Origin of the sequence: Leucobacter sp. cx-42 (assembly GCF_014529985.1) — a bacterium.
Classification (GTDB): Bacteria; Actinomycetota; Actinomycetes; order Actinomycetales; family Microbacteriaceae; genus Leucobacter.
Genome location: NZ_JACVMU010000006.1, coordinates 143,209 through 157,702 on the forward strand (window position 1 = coordinate 143,209; position 14,494 = coordinate 157,702).

The window sequence follows — 14,494 nt, forward strand, 5'->3', positions numbered from 1 at the left end:
TCTTTCTTTCCGCGCCGCAGCGCCGGTGAAGTATTACTACTTGTAGTTCGGTGCTTCGACAACCATCTGGATGTCGTGCGGGTGCGATTCCTTCAGACCCGCTGCAGTGATACGAACGAACTGGCCGCGCTCCTTGAGCTCGTCAATCGTGCGTGCACCAACGTAGAACATCGACTGGCGAAGTCCGCCGGTCATCTGGTGTGCGACTGCGCCAACCGGGCCGCGGTAGGGAACCTGGCCCTCGATGCCCTCAGGGATGAGCTTCTCATCGCTGGGAACGTCTGCCTGGAAGTAACGGTCCTTCGAGTACGAGGTGCGCTCACCACGCGTCTGGAGCGCGCCAAGCGAGCCCATTCCGCGGTAGCCCTTGTACTGCTTGCCACCGATGAAGACGAGGTCGCCGGGGCTCTCGTCGGTGCCCGCGAGGAGCGAGCCCATCATGACGGCTGATGCGCCAGCAACGAGTGCCTTTGCGATGTCGCCCGAGTACTGGAGGCCACCGTCAGCGATCACGGGGATGCCCATGGGCGTTGCAGCCTTCGCAGCCTCGTAGACTGCAGTGACCTGAGGAACGCCAACACCAGCGATCACACGCGTGGTGCAGATCGAGCCGGGGCCAACGCCAACCTTGATCGCGTCTGCGCCAGCCTCGCCGAGTGCCTTCGCACCTGCGTAGGTCGCGACGTTGCCGCCGATGACGTCAACGCCCGCGAATGCGGGGTCGGCCTTGATCTTCGCAATGATGTCGAGCACACCCTTGCTGTCACCGTTTGCGGTGTCAACAACGATGACATCGACGCCTGCGTCAACGAGCTGGCCAGCACGCTGCCATGCATCGCCGAAGAAGCCAACCGCAGCGCCAACGCGGAGACGACCAGCATCGTCCTTGGTTGCGAGCGGGTACTGCTCTTCCTTGTCGAAGTCCTTGACCGTGATGAGACCGGTGAGCTTGCCGTTCGCGTCAACGAGGGGAAGCTTCTCGATCTTGTGCTGACGGAAGATCTCCGCAGCGGCCTCACGAGCGATGCCAGCGGGAGCAGTGATGAGGGGCATGCGGGTCATTGCGTCACCGACGCGAACCTGTGCACGATCCTTTACATCGATGAAACGCATGTCGCGGTTCGTGATGATGCCGAGCAGGATGCCTGCTGCGTCAACTACGGGAAGACCCGATACGCGGTATTCGCCGCAGATCGCATCAACCTCAGCAACGGTTGCGTCAACCGTGGTGGTCACCGGGTTGGTGATCATGCCAGCTTCACTGCGCTTTACGCGGTCAACCATCTCTGCCTGATCCTGAATAGACAGGTTGCGGTGCAGGATGCCGAGGCCGCCGTTACGAGCCATGGCAACAGCCATACGGGTCTCGGTAACGGTGTCCATTGCCGCCGAAATGAGCGGAATGTTCAGGCGAATGCGACGGGTGAGCTGGGTACCAGTGTCAGCCTCACTCGGAATCACGTCGGTGTGCGCAGGCAGGAGCAGCACATCGTCGTAGGTGAGACCGGTGAACGCGAAGGGGTCACGCTGTTCCATAGAACCTCTCTCAATTGTGGCCAAGACTCGGGCCGATTTAGGAGGCTAATATGCACTCCTCACCTGTATCAGTCTAAACGACTCTGGCCTGTGCTCGGCTGGGCGTCCGCCAAGGGCGTGCTTCTGGCTTTGCGAATCATGTCCGTGACCAGGAGAACAAGCGCAATCCAGACACCGATAAAGCCAATCCAGCGTCCGAGCGACACAGATTCGTGCAGCACCAAATAGCCATACAGGAAGCCAATAATTGGCGTGATGAACTGCAGGAAGCCGACGTAGGTGAGCGGGAGCCTGCGTGCAGACTCACCAAAGAGAATCAGCGGCGCAGCGGTGAAGACGCCACTAATCAGTACGAGCGCGAAAGTGCCAGCGCCATGCGAGAAGGCATTCAGGCCGACGGTCATTGCGAGAATGATGCCCTGCACGATACCGATGGGCGCTGAGATCACTGACTCAGCTGCGAGCCCCGTAATGCCATCGACCGACTCGATGCGCTGGTGCACAACACCATAGAGTCCGAACGACAGCGCCAGACCGAGTGCAATCCAAGGGAATTTGCCATAGGCAATTGCCGAAACAATGACGCCAACAAGCGCGATGGTAATCGCTGCCCACTGCAGCTTGTTGAGCTTTTCCCGCCAGAAGATCACACCAAACAGCACCGTGAGGATGGGATTGATGAAGTAGCCGAGTGAGGTCTCGAGCACGTGACCGGTGACAACACCAATGACGAAAATCTGCCAGTTCGCGTACAGCAACAGCGCTGACAGCGTGTACATGCCGAGAAGCTTTGGTGTTTTGAAGATCCGCGCAAACTCTTGCCACTTTCGGGCAATCGTGACCAACACAGCGCACACCAGGAGCGTAGACAATACGCGCCACGACACAATCTCGAGCGGTGAGACCACCGAGATGAGCGTGAAGTACAGGGGGAAGGCTCCCCACAACAGGTATGCGCCGATTCCATATGCTATTCCTCGGCGCGTCTCATTCACTGCACCAGTCTATAGACGCTTTGAGTGTGCAGGTGTGGTGGAAAACATACAAAAGGCGGGGCAGTCCCACTCCGGACTGCCCCGCCTTTCAGCGCGAGTGTGCTTAGCGCTCGATGATCGCGAGAATGTCGCGCGAGTTGAGCACGAGGTAGCTCTCGAGACCAACCTTGATCTCGGTGCCGCCGAACTTCGCGTAGATGACCTTGTCGCCTACTGCGACGTCCATGGGGAGGCGGGTGCCTGCATCAGAAACGCGACCGGGGCCAACTGCCACGACCTCACCCTCAAGGGGCTTTTCCTTTGCACTGTCAGGGATGACAAGACCCGACGCAGTGGTCTGCTCTGCCTCGACCTGCTTGATGACGATACGATCCTCGAGCGGCTTGATAGCAACCGACACGGTTGACCTCTTTCTCCAATGGAAGCGTGGTTAGTACGCTGCGCGCCCCGGAAGGAGCTCGCCTGGTAATGAGTCTACGGGCCGAATTGGCACTCTCGCAAGACGAGTGCCAATGATTCAGAGCGCGGATCGCGGACAGCGAACGACACCCCCTCGATAGAATCGAGGATCCGCATTCCTGCACGCGCAGCATTGACCGAAAGAGATGTCATGTCACACACGACTTCATCTGCCCCTGGCTGGCACGAACTGGCTGAACCTGCGGGTCTCGATCTGCTCGCGCGCATCGCAACAGCGCACTCGGCCGGCACCTCGCTCGACACCATTGGTCAGCGCCTGCGCAAGGACGGCATCGAACCGAGCATGATTGCAGCGGCGCTTACCCAGACTGACTTGCGCGCGAAGGCCGCCAGCAAGTTCGGCCCCGTTGCGTCAGCGTTACTCTTCACTCGGGCAGGCCTCGAGCAGGCGAGCCGTGCCATCGTGAGCGACCTTCATGCGGCACGCTTCGCTGTTGCAGGCTGCAACACCGTCGCAGACCTGGGCTGTGGCCTCGGCGCCGAGTCGGTGTCATTCCTGCGCGCTGGACTTGACGTGCGTGCGGTGGAGATCGATCCGCTCACTGCTGCCTTTGCCCGCCATAATCTTGCCGTGGTTGCCGCGGAACCCGGGTGCGGATCGGCAACCGTCACCGAGGCTGATGCTGAACACACGGACCTCGCCGGAATCGATGCGGTGTTCCTTGATCCTGCACGCCGCACGGCCGGACACCGCGATACGCGTCGGGTATCGCCCGATGACTACTCCCCCTCGCTCGACTTCGCGTTTGATGCGGCACGATCCGCAGCCGCGGGCGGCGTGAAGCTCGGCCCGGGTCTCCCCCGTGAGCTCCTCCCGAACGATGCGGAGGCGCAGTGGGTGTCCGTCGACGGCGCGCTCGTTGAGACTGGCGTCTGGTTCGGCGCGGCAGCGCGGCCAGGCATCCGCCGCGCGGCAACCATCATTCACCGGGACGAAGTACATGAACTCACCGGCGCCGAGGACGCGGCTGATGCCGAGGTGCGCGAACTCGGCGAATTTATCTACGAGCCAGACGGTGCGGTGATCCGCGCTCGCCTGATCGGAACGCTTGCGACCCAGCTCCATGCCGGCATGGTGCGCGAGGGCATCGCGTACCTCACGGGTGATGCACTCGTGCCGACACCGTTCGCCACAGCGTTCCGCGTGCTGGAGGAGCTGCCAGCAGGCGAGAAACCACTTCGCAAGGAGCTCGCCGCGCGCGACATCGGCACGCTCGAAATCAAAAAGCGAGGCATCGATGTTGACCCGTCGAGCATGCGAAAGCGCTTGAAGTTGCGCGGATCCCAGTCAGCAACGATCATTCTCACGCGCGTGGCAGACCGCCACGTTGCGCTCCTTGCGGAGCGGGTGCGCTAGAGTTACGCAGTCGGTTTACGCAACCTTACGAAGCGGACGGTTCAACGCTCATCGGCGGCGAACTTGTCAGCGCAAGCACGGCAGCACGGACCCGCGGTTCTGGCGTGATGGTATCTCGCAAGACAGTCGACAAAATCGGCAGACCGATCAGCAGGTCGAGCAAGAGGTTTGCGTCGGTGCCAACAGGAAGCTCACCGCGCTCAACCGCGCCACCGACGATCTGCAGGCCTTGCTTGCGACGATCCGCGCCGATGCGTGCGACATACAGCTCAAGCACATCCGGGCTCACAATGAGCGCCCAGATAGACAGCCGTGCCGAGTCGCCAATTTCGCGCGGGGGCGCGTTACGCATGGTGTAGGTGACGAGGTCCTCAATGAGGTTGCCGGTGATCTCCATCGGCTCAAAGTCCGTGTAGAACTCGAGCACGTCGTAGGCAAGATCGATTTTGCTTTCCCACCGACGGTAGATCGCGCTGCGGCTGGTTTGGGCAGCATCAGCAACCCGATCGAAGCTCAGAGCTTCAAATCCTTCTTCGAGCATTACGTCGCGCGCAGCAAGCAGTGCACGCTCGGTGAGCTCCTGATCCCTGGGGCGGCCTCGTGTCATGCCACCCATGTTAGCCATCCCCGTCATGGACAATTTGACGCCTAATTGCCGTTAGGAATAGAATCCGCGCTGCCGTCCCGATTCGAAATCATTTCGATTTTCCGAAGAAACGTCTGAAGTCACAGGTTTAATCCGCGTAATTTCGCGGTTCTTACACCGATGCGACACATTCAATCCTGTATTGACTAAATGTTTTACCTTGATACAACCCTTGAGGCACGCGCGATAATCATTTCAGCGCCTTCAGCGAGTCGCCGCGTCACAATCTGACTTACGAAACGCGAATTTCCGTAACGGGCAGCGTCGAATCTGCGCTGAACTTTAGTTCCGAAGGCGCGTGACCTGCCATCACCAACTGTGCGCCAAGCGACGCAATCATCGCACCGTTGTCCGTGCAGAGCGAGAGCGGCGGTACACGCAGCTCAATGCCGGCCGCTGCGCAACGCTCGGCCGCGAGCTCGCGCACTCGAGCGTTGGCCACAACGCCACCGCCGAGGAGCAGCCGCGGCACGCCATACTCCGTGCACGCGTCAATCGCCTTTGTAAGCAGCACATCGGCGACTGCCTCACGGAAGCTCGCCGCAACGTCGGCAACTGGCACCTCAACGCCGGCGTCTGCTTGCTGCTCCACCCAGCGGGCAACCGACGTCTTCAGACCAGAGAAGGAGAAGTCGAAGCGATGGCGCTCGAGATCTTTCTTCTTGGTGAGCCCGCGGGGGAAGCGGATCGCGTTCGGATCCCCCTGAGCAGCCACACGGTCGATCTGCGGGCCGCCTGGGTACGGCAGGCCGAGCACACGTGCCACCTTGTCGAACGCCTCGCCTGCCGCGTCATCGATCGTCTCGCCGAGCAGCTCGACGTCGCCGACCAGGTCGCGCACGAGCAACAGGGACGTATGCCCGCCTGACACGAGCAGCGCAATAGTCGGAAGCTCAAGCTCGCCAATTTTGCCCTCCATGCCGACTACGCCACGGAGGCCATCGCCCTGCAAGAGATCGGCACCAACGTGGCCCACGAGGTGGTTGACACCGTACAGCGGCTTGCCAGTCGCAACCGACAGCGCTTTGGCCGCCGAGATGCCCACCATGAGCGCGCCAGCGAGGCCAGGGCCAGCAGTCACCGCAATCGCGTCCACCTCATCGAGGGTGAGGCCCGCCTCGGTGAGCGCCTGCTCGATCGTCGGCGTCATCGATTCGAGATGAGCGCGAGCCGCAACCTCAGGCACGACGCCACCGAATCGCGCGTGCTCATCCATCGACGAGGCAATCGCGTTTGCGAGCAGGGTGCGCCCGCGCACGATGCCAACGCCGGTCTCGTCACAGCTCGTTTCGATGCCAAGGACGACGGGCTCTGCCACGTTTGCTACGCTCTCCACGCTCATTTTCCTGTCATTTCCAGACGCATCACGATCGCGTCTACATTGCCCGGCTGGTAGTACCCGGGGCGCACCCCGATCTGCTCGAAGCCGAGTGATTCGTATAGTTTCTGGGCGACGGAGTTGTCGCCCCGCACCTCAAGGAAGATTCGTTCAACACCGCGCCTGGTGGCTTCTGCGAGCAGTTCGGCCATGATCCGCCGCCCCTGCCCGGTACCGCGAGCTGATGCGTCAACAGCGATGGTCTGAATATCGCCGTCGGGACCGACCGCGAGGAGGCCGCCATAGCCGTAGACGGTCTGTGCGTCGTCGACGAGCGCGAGGTAGTGGCGATACTCTGACTCGAGTTCGTCACGCATCGCGCTCTCGCTCCAGGTCTCCCCCGCAAACGTTGCATGCTCGATGCGCATGATGCCTGGCAGATCGGCGACAGTTGCCACGCGCAGCGTCAGCTCCCCCGGTGTTGCGAGCGCCTCGGTCACGCAACGACCCGCTTCGGCGCCGATGGCTCCTTCACGTCAGGCGCACGGAGATACATCGCACGCTCAGTCTCAAACGCTCCACCGCCAGCGAGCTTGCGGGCCGCGAGCTGAATGAGCGCGCGCGCAGGCACAACCGCGGGGACGACATCGTTCGGCTGTGATACGAGGTCTGCGCGGGCGATGAGGTGCGGATCAGCGCTCCGTTCCGGCACTCCCGCCCAGTCAAGGCCGCTGTACTCGGTAATGAAGAGCTCGCGCCGCTTTGCGTCTTGCACCACGCGAACGCCGGCCTGAGCGCCAGCGCCGTCAAGTGCGGCAAGCGCAACAGCATCGTGGCTGCAGAGCGGCAGCAGCGGAACACCACGGCCGACCGCGAACGCCTGCGCGGCCGCCATACCAACGCGCAGACCCGTGAACGGGCCAGGGCCGACGCCCATGACAACGGTGGTGACCTGCTCTGGTGAGACCCCGGCATCGGCGAAGACGGCGGCAATGAGCTCGCCGATCCGCTCAATGTGTCCGCGCGGATCTTCACTCGTCAACTCGATGATCCGCCCGTCACCGGTGCTGAGCGCGACGCTCGTGCCGAGGGCGGTGTCGATCGCCAGCACTGCGCCGTTCTGCGGCTCAGCCTGCGCCACTTCGTGTCGCTCGACTCCAGCGATTTCCAGCGCGCTCATGCGATTGCTCCCTCTGCCCAGCGCGGGCCGTGCCCGGTGATCGTAATGGTTCGTGCCTCGACGAGATCGTCATCGTCATCGTCATCGTCGGACCCAAGTGCGGCCGTGTTTGCACCCGGCGTGCTCCCATCGGAGGCACCACCAATCGGGCGTTCAATCACGATGTCGAGCCACGAGTCTCGCTCGCCAGCGAGCGCTGCACCCCACTCGGCAACGACGACCGAACCATCAAAATCAAGGTCAAGATCTTCAATCTCTGCGGCATCGCCAAGACGATACGCATCAACGTGCACGAGCGGTGCGCCGCCAACGAGCGACGGGTGCGTGCGGGCAATCACAAAGGTTGGACTCTGCACGGGACCGCGCACGCCAAGCCCCTCACCGATGCCACGCGTGAGCGTCGTCTTCCCCGCGCCGAGCGGGCCGGTGAGGAGGACAAGATCTCCCGCACGCAGCACACGACCGAGCTTGATGCCGAGTTCGTGCATGTCATCGGGTTCGGGGATTTCGATTCGCTCTGAGAATTGTTCGCTCACGCTTCGCCCCCTGCTGTGTCGACATCGACCGCTACCCGCACGACGCGGGGGCCGATGCCAGCGATGATTTCGTAGTTGATCGTGCGCATGAGTCCCGACCAGATCTCGACGGGCGGATGCCCACGCTCTGGGTCGCCAAACAGCACCACCGGATCACCGAGCGACAGTCGGCCAGCGAGCGGGCCAACATCGACAATGAACTGGTCCATGCCGATTCGACCGACAATCGGTCGCGGCTCCCCCGCAACGGTAACCCACGCACCCGCGCCGTTGAGCGCGCGCGGCATGCCATCTGCATAGCCCATGGGCACGAGCGCGAGCGTTGTCGCGGTCTCACACACGTGGTTGTACCCGTAAGAGACACCGGTGCCAGCGGGAACCCCGCGCAATGCGACAATTTCCGACCGCAACGTCATCGCAGGTACGAGCCCCAACTGAGCCGACGTCTTGTCTGCGAACGGGCTCAGACCGTACGCAGCGACGCCAACGCGCACCGTGTTGTATCGGAGATGTGGCGAGCTGAACGCCGCGGCACTCGCTGCGAGGTGCTGCATGTCAGTTTCGACCCCGTGCTCTGCAAGCAGTGCGATTGCGCGATCGAAACATGCGGCCTGGCCGCGGTCATTCTCGTCGCCCGCGTTTGCGAGGTGGCTGAAGATACCGCGCACGCGCACAGTGCCCGCAGCTTCAAGCTCGGCAGCACGCGCGAACACTTCCGGCCACTCTTGTTCCTGCACACCATTTCGGCTCAGGCCGGTATCGACCTTGAGGTGTACCGTCGCGAGCTTTCCAGTGTCATGAGCTGCCTGCGCGATCGCTTCGAGCTGGCACAGACTGTTGACGCCAAGTTCGATTCCCGCGTCAACGCCCGCAAAAAAGTCCGTTCGCGGGCCGTGCAACCAGCACAGCAACGGGTCGGTGAAGCCTTGCTCGCGGAGGGCGAGCGCCTCCTCAAGATCAGCAACTCCGATCATGACCGCGCCCCCGGCCATTGCGGCCTCAGCCGCAATCAGCGCGCCGTGGCCGTAGCCACCTGCCTTCGCCACAACGATGACGTTTCCACCGGTGAGATCCCGCATGCGCGCGACATTGTGGCGGATCGCGTACGTCGAAATCTCTGCGACTCGCATCGAGCCTGTTCTCATTCGTCGTCTCCGTCCGAGTCTTCAACTGTGGGCCGCTGCCCACCCTCCACGACAACAAACGCAGTGGCCATGCCACCATCGTGCGTCAATGAGAGGTGCACCGTGTCGGCCCCGCGCTGGGCCAGTACGCGGTTGAGCCCCGCCGTTCGTGTGAACGTCGGGGCCGTCTTTGGAATGCGTGGCACTTCAAGATCGTGCCACGAGAGGTCGTGCGATCCGCCAAGCGCTTTGATCAACGCTTCTTTGGCAGCGAACCGCGCTGCGCGCGAGGCGAGTTCTAGCTCCTCCTCGCGCGCGGTGAAGAGACGAGCGTTCAGTTTCGGTGCCCGCTCAAGCTGCTGCTCGAAGCGAGCGATGTCGACGGTGTCGACGCCGATGCCATGAATCACTCGTCTCTCCTTTGCGTGAGTTACTCGACCGTAACCGACTTTGCGAGGTTACGGGGCTGGTCGACGTCCAAGCCCTTCGCGGTCGACAGTTCGAGCGCGAACCACTGCAGCGGCACGACCTGAAGGATCGGGTCAAAGAGCGCGTCCGACAGCGGGATGCGAATCACATCATCAGCAAACGGGAGCACCGCGGTGTCACCGGTCTCGACGATTGCGATGACGCGTGCACCACGTGCGCGGATCTCCTGGATGTTCGAGACGACCTTCGCGTGCATGAGTGGCGAAGTGCGCGGGCTCGGTACGAGCACGAACACCGGCTGCCCGTGATCGATGAGCGCGATCGGACCGTGCTTGAGCTCGCCAGCGGCGAAGCCTTCTGCGTGAATGTAGGCGATCTCCTTGAGCTTCAGTGCGCCCTCGAGTGCCGCGGGGTAGCCCACGTGGCGCCCCAGGAAGAGCACCGAGCGGGTGTCTGCCATCCAGTGTGCGAGCTGTGCGATCTGCTCGTGCGTCGCAACAGCTTCCTGCATCTTCTCGGGAAGCGCCTCGAACTGCGCGAGCGCTTCAGCCTCGTCAGTCGCACTCAGCGTGCCACGGATGTGACCAAACTGCAGACCGATGAGGTACAGCGCAGTGATCTGCGCAACAAACGCCTTCGTCGACGCCACTGCAACCTCGGGGCCGGCGTGCGTGTACACCGCAGCGTCAGACTCACGGGGAATCGTCGCGCTCTGGGTGTTGCAGACCGAGACGGTCTTCGCACCGCGCTCGATAGCGTACTTCACTGCCATCAACGTGTCCATGGTCTCACCCGACTGACTCACCGAGATGACCATCGTGTTCGGGGTGAGGACGGGGTCGCGGTAACGGAACTCGTGGCTCAGCTGCACCTCAACCGGGATGCGCGCCCACTGCTCGATCGCGTACGCGCCGATCATGCCAGCGTACGATGCCGTGCCGCAGGCGATGATGATGATGCGATCAACGCCCGTGATGACTTCTTCGCCGAGCGCAGAAATCTCGGGGATCTCAACGTGGCCCGTTTCGATACGGCCGCGGAGCGTGTTCGCAATTGCCTCGGGCTGCTCGTGGATTTCCTTCGCCATGAAGGAAGACCAGCCACCCTTGTCTGCCGCGTTCGCGTCCCACTCGACCTCGAACTCGCTGAATTCGACGGGTGCGCCCTCGAAATCGGTGATGCGAACCTCGTCTGCGGTGATGATCGCGATGTTGTCCTCATCAACCGCGACTGCGCGACGGGTCGATGAAACGAACGCTGCAACGTCAGAGCCGAGGAAGTTCTCACCCTCGCCAAGACCAACGACGAGCGGCGAATGGTGGCGTGCTGCCACGATCTTGCCCGGCTCATCCTGGTGCAGGGCAAGGAGCGTAAAGGTGCCGTGCAGACGCTTGACGACCACACGGAATGCAGCCTCAAGATCATGCTGACGCTGGTACTCAAGACCGAGCAGCGCTGCAACAACTTCAGAGTCGGTCTCACTTGCGAGTTCGCAGCCAGCCTCGAGCACCTCTGCGCGAAGTTCTGAGAAGTTCTCAACGATGCCGTTGTGAATCAGGGCGAGACGACCGTTGTCACCCAGGTGCGGGTGGGCGTTCACATCGGTGGGCCCACCGTGGGTTGCCCAGCGGGTGTGACCGATACCGGTCGAGCCTGCAGCGAGCGGATCATCTTCAAGCACCTCGATGAGTCGAGCGAGCTTGCCCGACTTCTTTCGCACTGACACACCATCATCCGCGTCGATGACTGCGACGCCCGCGGAGTCATACCCGCGGTACTCAAGACGACGAAGGCCTGTGATCAGTGCGTCGACCGTACTATTCGGTCCGACGTATCCAACGATTCCACACATACGGTTATTTTAATGGCACGATGGTGAACAATGAATGAGCACGCACACCCGAGAACCAAGCCCATCGATGTGAGCTTGCATACCCAGGCGCTGATCCGCCCGGATCTCACCTCGCCATTTACCGAAATTGGGCGCGCAGAGTGGGCCCGACTTGCCGGCGAAACCAAGCTGCCACTTACCCAGGAAGAGGTCGATTCATTTCGCGGCCTCGGTGAGCCGCTCGACCTTGCGGAGGTCGCGGATGTCTATCGTCCGCTCTCGAGACTCATCAATTTGCACGCGATCGCCGCGCGCGAACGACACAAATTGACACGTCAAGCGTTCCTGCATCGTGACGAAGAACAGCCCACACCCTTCGTCATTGGTATCGCTGGCTCGGTCGCCGTCGGTAAATCGACCGTTGCGCGCCTGCTGCGCGAGCTCCTCGCTCGCTGGCCAGAGACCCCGAATGTCGATCTCATCACAACCGACGGCTTCCTCTACACCAACGAAGAGCTTGAGCGTCGCGGGATTGCGGACCGCAAGGGCTTCCCCGAATCCTACGACCGTCGTGCGCTGCTGAAGTTCGTCACCCAGGTGAAGGCCGGTGTGCCAGAGGTGAAGGCCCCGCACTACAGCCACCTGATCTACGACATCGTTCCCGACGAGTACACGGTCGTGCGCCAGCCTGACATCCTCATCGTCGAGGGACTCAACGTACTGCAGCCCGCCACGATGCGTCATCCGCTTGCCGTGAGCGACCTGTTCGATTTCTCGATCTACGTCGATGCGCGCACGTCGGACATTCAGACGTGGTTCCGCGATCGATTCCTGAAGTTGCGCGAGAAGGCGTTCTCGGACCCGCGTTCACACTTCCGCCCGTTCGCGAAGGTAGACGATGCGACCGCCCACGCGCTTGCTGACTCATTCTGGAAAGACATTAACGAGCCGAACCTGATGACCAACATTCGCCCAACCCGCGCACGCGCAACACTCGTGCTGCGCAAAGAGCGAGACCACCGCGTGCAGAAGGTGTTGCTGCGGAAGCTGTAGGGGCGATTCGCGTTACTTGCACTGTTGGCGGGCGCCCCCTCGAGATTGGCCCGTTTTCGCGAGATCGCACGTTTCACTCACAAGAAAGGGGCCGTTTCGAGAGAAACGGCCCCTTTCGAGGTGTTGAGCACCAAACGGCGCCAAAGTCGCAAGCACCAGGCTAGATAGCGAGGCGCTCCTTCACAACGGCGGCAAGATCATCAGCGAGCTGATGAGCCTGCTCCTCCGTTGTTGCCTCAACCATCACGCGCACGACGGGCTCAGTACCCGACGGTCGCAACAGCACACGGCCTTCACCGGCGAGGATGAGTTCAGCCGCGCGAACCGCCTGCTGCACCACTTCATCGCCAGCAACCTTCGAGCGGTCAACGCCACGAACATTCACCAGCACCTGTGGGTACACGGTCATGCAGGTCGCAAGCTCTGCAAGCGTATTGCCAGTGCGTGCGAGCTCTGCAGCGATGTGCATACCCGTGAGGATGCCGTCACCGGTGGTGGCGAACTCGCTCATGATCACATGGCCAGACTGCTCACCACCCAGGCTATAGCCGTGTTCATTGATCGCTTCGAGCACGTATCGATCGCCGACACCGGTCTCGACAACATCAATGCCGTTGTCAGCCATCGCAAGCTTCAGGCCGAGGTTCGACATCACGGTTGCTACAAGAGTGTGCTTCTTGAGCTTCCCGCGGGCTTCCATCGACAACGCGATGATTGCCATGATCTTGTCACCGTCGATGACGTTTCCGTCAGCGTCGACAGCGAGGCAACGATCCGCATCACCATCGTGAGCGATGCCAAGGTCGGCGCCGATCTCACGCACCTTGGCCTGCAGCGGCTCAAGGTGGGTCGAACCGACACCGTCGTTGATGTTGTAGCCGTCAGGATCGTTACCGATCACAGTGACGTTCGCGCCAGCAGCAGCAAAGACGTCAGGCGAAATGCCAGATGCAGCGCCGTGAGCGCAGTCGAGAACAACGTTGAGGCCCTTGAGGCTCACACCGTCGAGTGTGCCGAGCAGATGTACGAGGTAACGATCCTCGGCGTCTGCGAAGCGGCGGATCCGCCCAACTTCACGACCGGTTGCGGCGGGAGCGGGCTGCGCGAGCGCTGCCTCGATCTCGTCCTCGATCGAATCGTCGAGCTTCTTGCCACCTTCGGCGAAGAACTTGATCCCGTTATCTGCCGCAGGGTTGTGCGACGCAGACACCATCACGCCGAAATCAGCGTCAGTGTCGGCTACGAGATAGGCAGCGGCTGGGGTGGGAATGACTCCCGCGTCCAGCACGTCGACGCCAGCCGCCGCGAGGCCTGCCGAGACTGCGGCCGAGATGAACTCGCCTGAGACTCGGGGGTCGCGCGCAACGACGGCGGTAGCACGACGGCTCTCGGCCCGGGCGTGACGCCCAAGGACGAGAGCCGCCGCATGCGCGAGGCGCAGGGCAAGGTCGGCAGTGACATCCACGCCGGCCAAGCCCCGCACCCCATCAGTGCCAAATAGGCGTCCCATGAAGGGGAATACTCCTGCTTAACGCTTCGAGTACTGAGGCGCCTTACGGGCCTTCTTGAGACCAGCCTTCTTGCGCTCCTTGATACGAGCGTCGCGGCTGAGGAAGCCCGCCTTCTTCAGGGTCGGGCGGTTGTGCTCTGCGTCGATCTCGTTGAGCGCGCGAGCGATAGCGAGGCGGAGTGCGCCTGCCTGACCCGAGGGGCCGCCACCGACGATACGTGCGACTACGTCGTACGCGCCACCGAGCTCAAGCACGGTGAAGGGGTCGGTGATGAGCTGCTGGTGCAGCTTGTTCGGGAAGTACTCAGCAAGGTCGCGACCGTTAACGGTCATCTTGCCTGCGCCGGGGATGAGGCGAACGCGAGCGATTGCCTGCTTACGACGGCCTACAGCTGCACCGGGAACGGTGAGTGCGGGGCGGGGGGTCGAGGCTGCGGCCGAATCGGCCGGGGTCTCGGTGGTGTAGCTTTCGACGGCCACGGTCTGCTCTTCAGTCACT

Annotated in this window: 15 protein-coding genes; 2 read left to right on the plus strand and 13 right to left on the minus strand. The window is 62.0% G+C overall.

The window, feature by feature from the left end; translation table 11 throughout:
- Positions 1–36 precede the first annotated feature (36 nt).
- The 3 genes from guaB to groES form a co-directional block, all read right to left on the minus strand.
- Positions 37–1,536, minus strand: a complete 1,500-nt coding sequence (gene guaB / locus ICM05_RS06685; protein ID WP_188023807.1) for an IMP dehydrogenase — start codon at positions 1,534–1,536, stop codon at positions 37–39.
- 68 nt (positions 1,537–1,604) lie between these two features.
- Complete coding sequence (gene rarD, locus ICM05_RS06690) at positions 1,605–2,531, minus strand: EamA family transporter RarD (RefSeq protein WP_188023808.1); 927 nt, start codon at positions 2,529–2,531, stop codon at positions 1,605–1,607.
- A gap of 103 nt (positions 2,532–2,634) precedes the next feature.
- On the minus strand, positions 2,635–2,931 hold the full coding sequence (gene groES, locus ICM05_RS06695) for a co-chaperone GroES (protein WP_188023809.1): 297 nt from the start codon (positions 2,929–2,931) through the stop codon (positions 2,635–2,637).
- A 210-nt stretch (positions 2,932–3,141) separates the two neighbouring features.
- Between groES and ICM05_RS06700 the strand changes: the two genes are divergently transcribed.
- Positions 3,142–4,368: a methyltransferase gene (locus ICM05_RS06700; protein WP_188023810.1), complete on the plus strand. Its 1,227-nt coding sequence runs from the start codon at positions 3,142–3,144 to the stop codon at positions 4,366–4,368.
- A 25-nt stretch (positions 4,369–4,393) separates the two neighbouring features.
- Here ICM05_RS06700 and ICM05_RS06705 read toward each other — a convergent pair whose 3' ends face one another.
- The 8 genes from ICM05_RS06705 to glmS all read right to left on the minus strand — a co-directional run bounded on the left by ICM05_RS06705 (position 4,394) and on the right by glmS (position 11,453).
- On the minus strand, positions 4,394–5,002 hold the full coding sequence (locus ICM05_RS06705) for a TetR/AcrR family transcriptional regulator (protein WP_188023811.1): 609 nt from the start codon (positions 5,000–5,002) through the stop codon (positions 4,394–4,396).
- 244 nt (positions 5,003–5,246) lie between these two features.
- Positions 5,247–6,356 (minus strand): tRNA (adenosine(37)-N6)-threonylcarbamoyltransferase complex transferase subunit TsaD, encoded by a 1,110-nt coding sequence (gene tsaD / locus ICM05_RS06710; protein ID WP_188023812.1) that lies wholly within the window; start codon positions 6,354–6,356, stop codon positions 5,247–5,249.
- Positions 6,353–6,832, minus strand: a complete 480-nt coding sequence (gene rimI / locus ICM05_RS06715) for a ribosomal protein S18-alanine N-acetyltransferase (RefSeq protein ID WP_353055839.1) — start codon at positions 6,830–6,832, stop codon at positions 6,353–6,355. The genes tsaD and rimI overlap by 4 nt, the downstream gene beginning before the upstream one ends.
- Complete coding sequence (gene tsaB / locus ICM05_RS06720) at positions 6,829–7,512, minus strand: tRNA (adenosine(37)-N6)-threonylcarbamoyltransferase complex dimerization subunit type 1 TsaB (RefSeq protein ID WP_188023813.1); 684 nt, start codon at positions 7,510–7,512, stop codon at positions 6,829–6,831. Before tsaB ends, rimI begins: the two co-directional genes overlap by 4 nt.
- On the minus strand, positions 7,509–8,000 hold the full coding sequence (tsaE, locus tag ICM05_RS06725; protein ID WP_188023973.1) for a tRNA (adenosine(37)-N6)-threonylcarbamoyltransferase complex ATPase subunit type 1 TsaE: 492 nt from the start codon (positions 7,998–8,000) through the stop codon (positions 7,509–7,511). The genes tsaB and tsaE overlap by 4 nt, the downstream gene beginning before the upstream one ends.
- Before the next feature lie 44 nt (positions 8,001–8,044).
- Positions 8,045–9,193, minus strand: coding sequence for an alanine racemase (gene alr, locus ICM05_RS06730; protein ID WP_251364548.1), 1,149 nt, complete (start codon positions 9,191–9,193; stop codon positions 8,045–8,047).
- Positions 9,190–9,582, minus strand: a complete 393-nt coding sequence (locus tag ICM05_RS06735; RefSeq protein WP_188023814.1) for a holo-ACP synthase — start codon at positions 9,580–9,582, stop codon at positions 9,190–9,192. Before ICM05_RS06735 ends, alr begins: the two co-directional genes overlap by 4 nt.
- 20 nt (positions 9,583–9,602) lie before the next feature.
- Positions 9,603–11,453 (minus strand): glutamine--fructose-6-phosphate transaminase (isomerizing), encoded by a 1,851-nt coding sequence (gene glmS / locus ICM05_RS06740; protein WP_188023815.1) that lies wholly within the window; start codon positions 11,451–11,453, stop codon positions 9,603–9,605.
- Between the two features lie 30 nt (positions 11,454–11,483).
- Here glmS and coaA point away from each other — a divergent pair, with 30 nt between their 5' ends.
- Positions 11,484–12,485, plus strand: a complete 1,002-nt coding sequence (gene coaA, locus ICM05_RS06745; RefSeq protein ID WP_188023816.1) for a type I pantothenate kinase — start codon at positions 11,484–11,486, stop codon at positions 12,483–12,485.
- A 160-nt stretch (positions 12,486–12,645) separates the two neighbouring features.
- Here the strand turns inward: coaA and glmM are convergent, their stop codons facing one another.
- Both glmM and rpsI read right to left on the minus strand, forming a co-directional pair.
- On the minus strand, positions 12,646–13,995 hold the full coding sequence (glmM, locus tag ICM05_RS06750) for a phosphoglucosamine mutase (protein WP_188023817.1): 1,350 nt from the start codon (positions 13,993–13,995) through the stop codon (positions 12,646–12,648).
- Positions 13,996–14,013: 18 nt separating this feature from the next.
- Positions 14,014–14,493, minus strand: a complete 480-nt coding sequence (gene rpsI / locus ICM05_RS06755) for a 30S ribosomal protein S9 (protein ID WP_188023818.1) — start codon at positions 14,491–14,493, stop codon at positions 14,014–14,016.
- Between the last annotated feature and the right edge of the window lies 1 nt (position 14,494).

Coding starts and splice junctions, on each gene's coding strand:
- guaB (WP_188023807.1), bottom strand. CDS start 1,536: ATGGAACAGCGTGACCCCTTCGCGTTCACCGGTCTCACCTACGACGAT.
- ICM05_RS06700 (WP_188023810.1), top strand. CDS start 3,142: ATGTCACACACGACTTCATCTGCCCCTGGCTGGCACGAACTGGCTGAA.
- ICM05_RS06705 (WP_188023811.1), bottom strand. CDS start 5,002: ATGACGGGGATGGCTAACATGGGTGGCATGACACGAGGCCGCCCCAGG.
- tsaD (WP_188023812.1), bottom strand. CDS start 6,356: ATGAGCGTGGAGAGCGTAGCAAACGTGGCAGAGCCCGTCGTCCTTGGC.
- tsaB (WP_188023813.1), bottom strand. CDS start 7,512: ATGAGCGCGCTGGAAATCGCTGGAGTCGAGCGACACGAAGTGGCGCAG.
- tsaE (WP_188023973.1), bottom strand. CDS start 8,000: ATGCACGAACTCGGCATCAAGCTCGGTCGTGTGCTGCGTGCGGGAGAT.
- alr (WP_251364548.1), bottom strand. CDS start 9,193: ATGAGAACAGGCTCGATGCGAGTCGCAGAGATTTCGACGTACGCGATC.
- glmS (WP_188023815.1), bottom strand. CDS start 11,453: ATGTGTGGAATCGTTGGATACGTCGGACCGAATAGTACGGTCGACGCA.
- coaA (WP_188023816.1), top strand. CDS start 11,484: ATGAATGAGCACGCACACCCGAGAACCAAGCCCATCGATGTGAGCTTG.
- glmM (WP_188023817.1), bottom strand. CDS start 13,995: ATGGGACGCCTATTTGGCACTGATGGGGTGCGGGGCTTGGCCGGCGTG.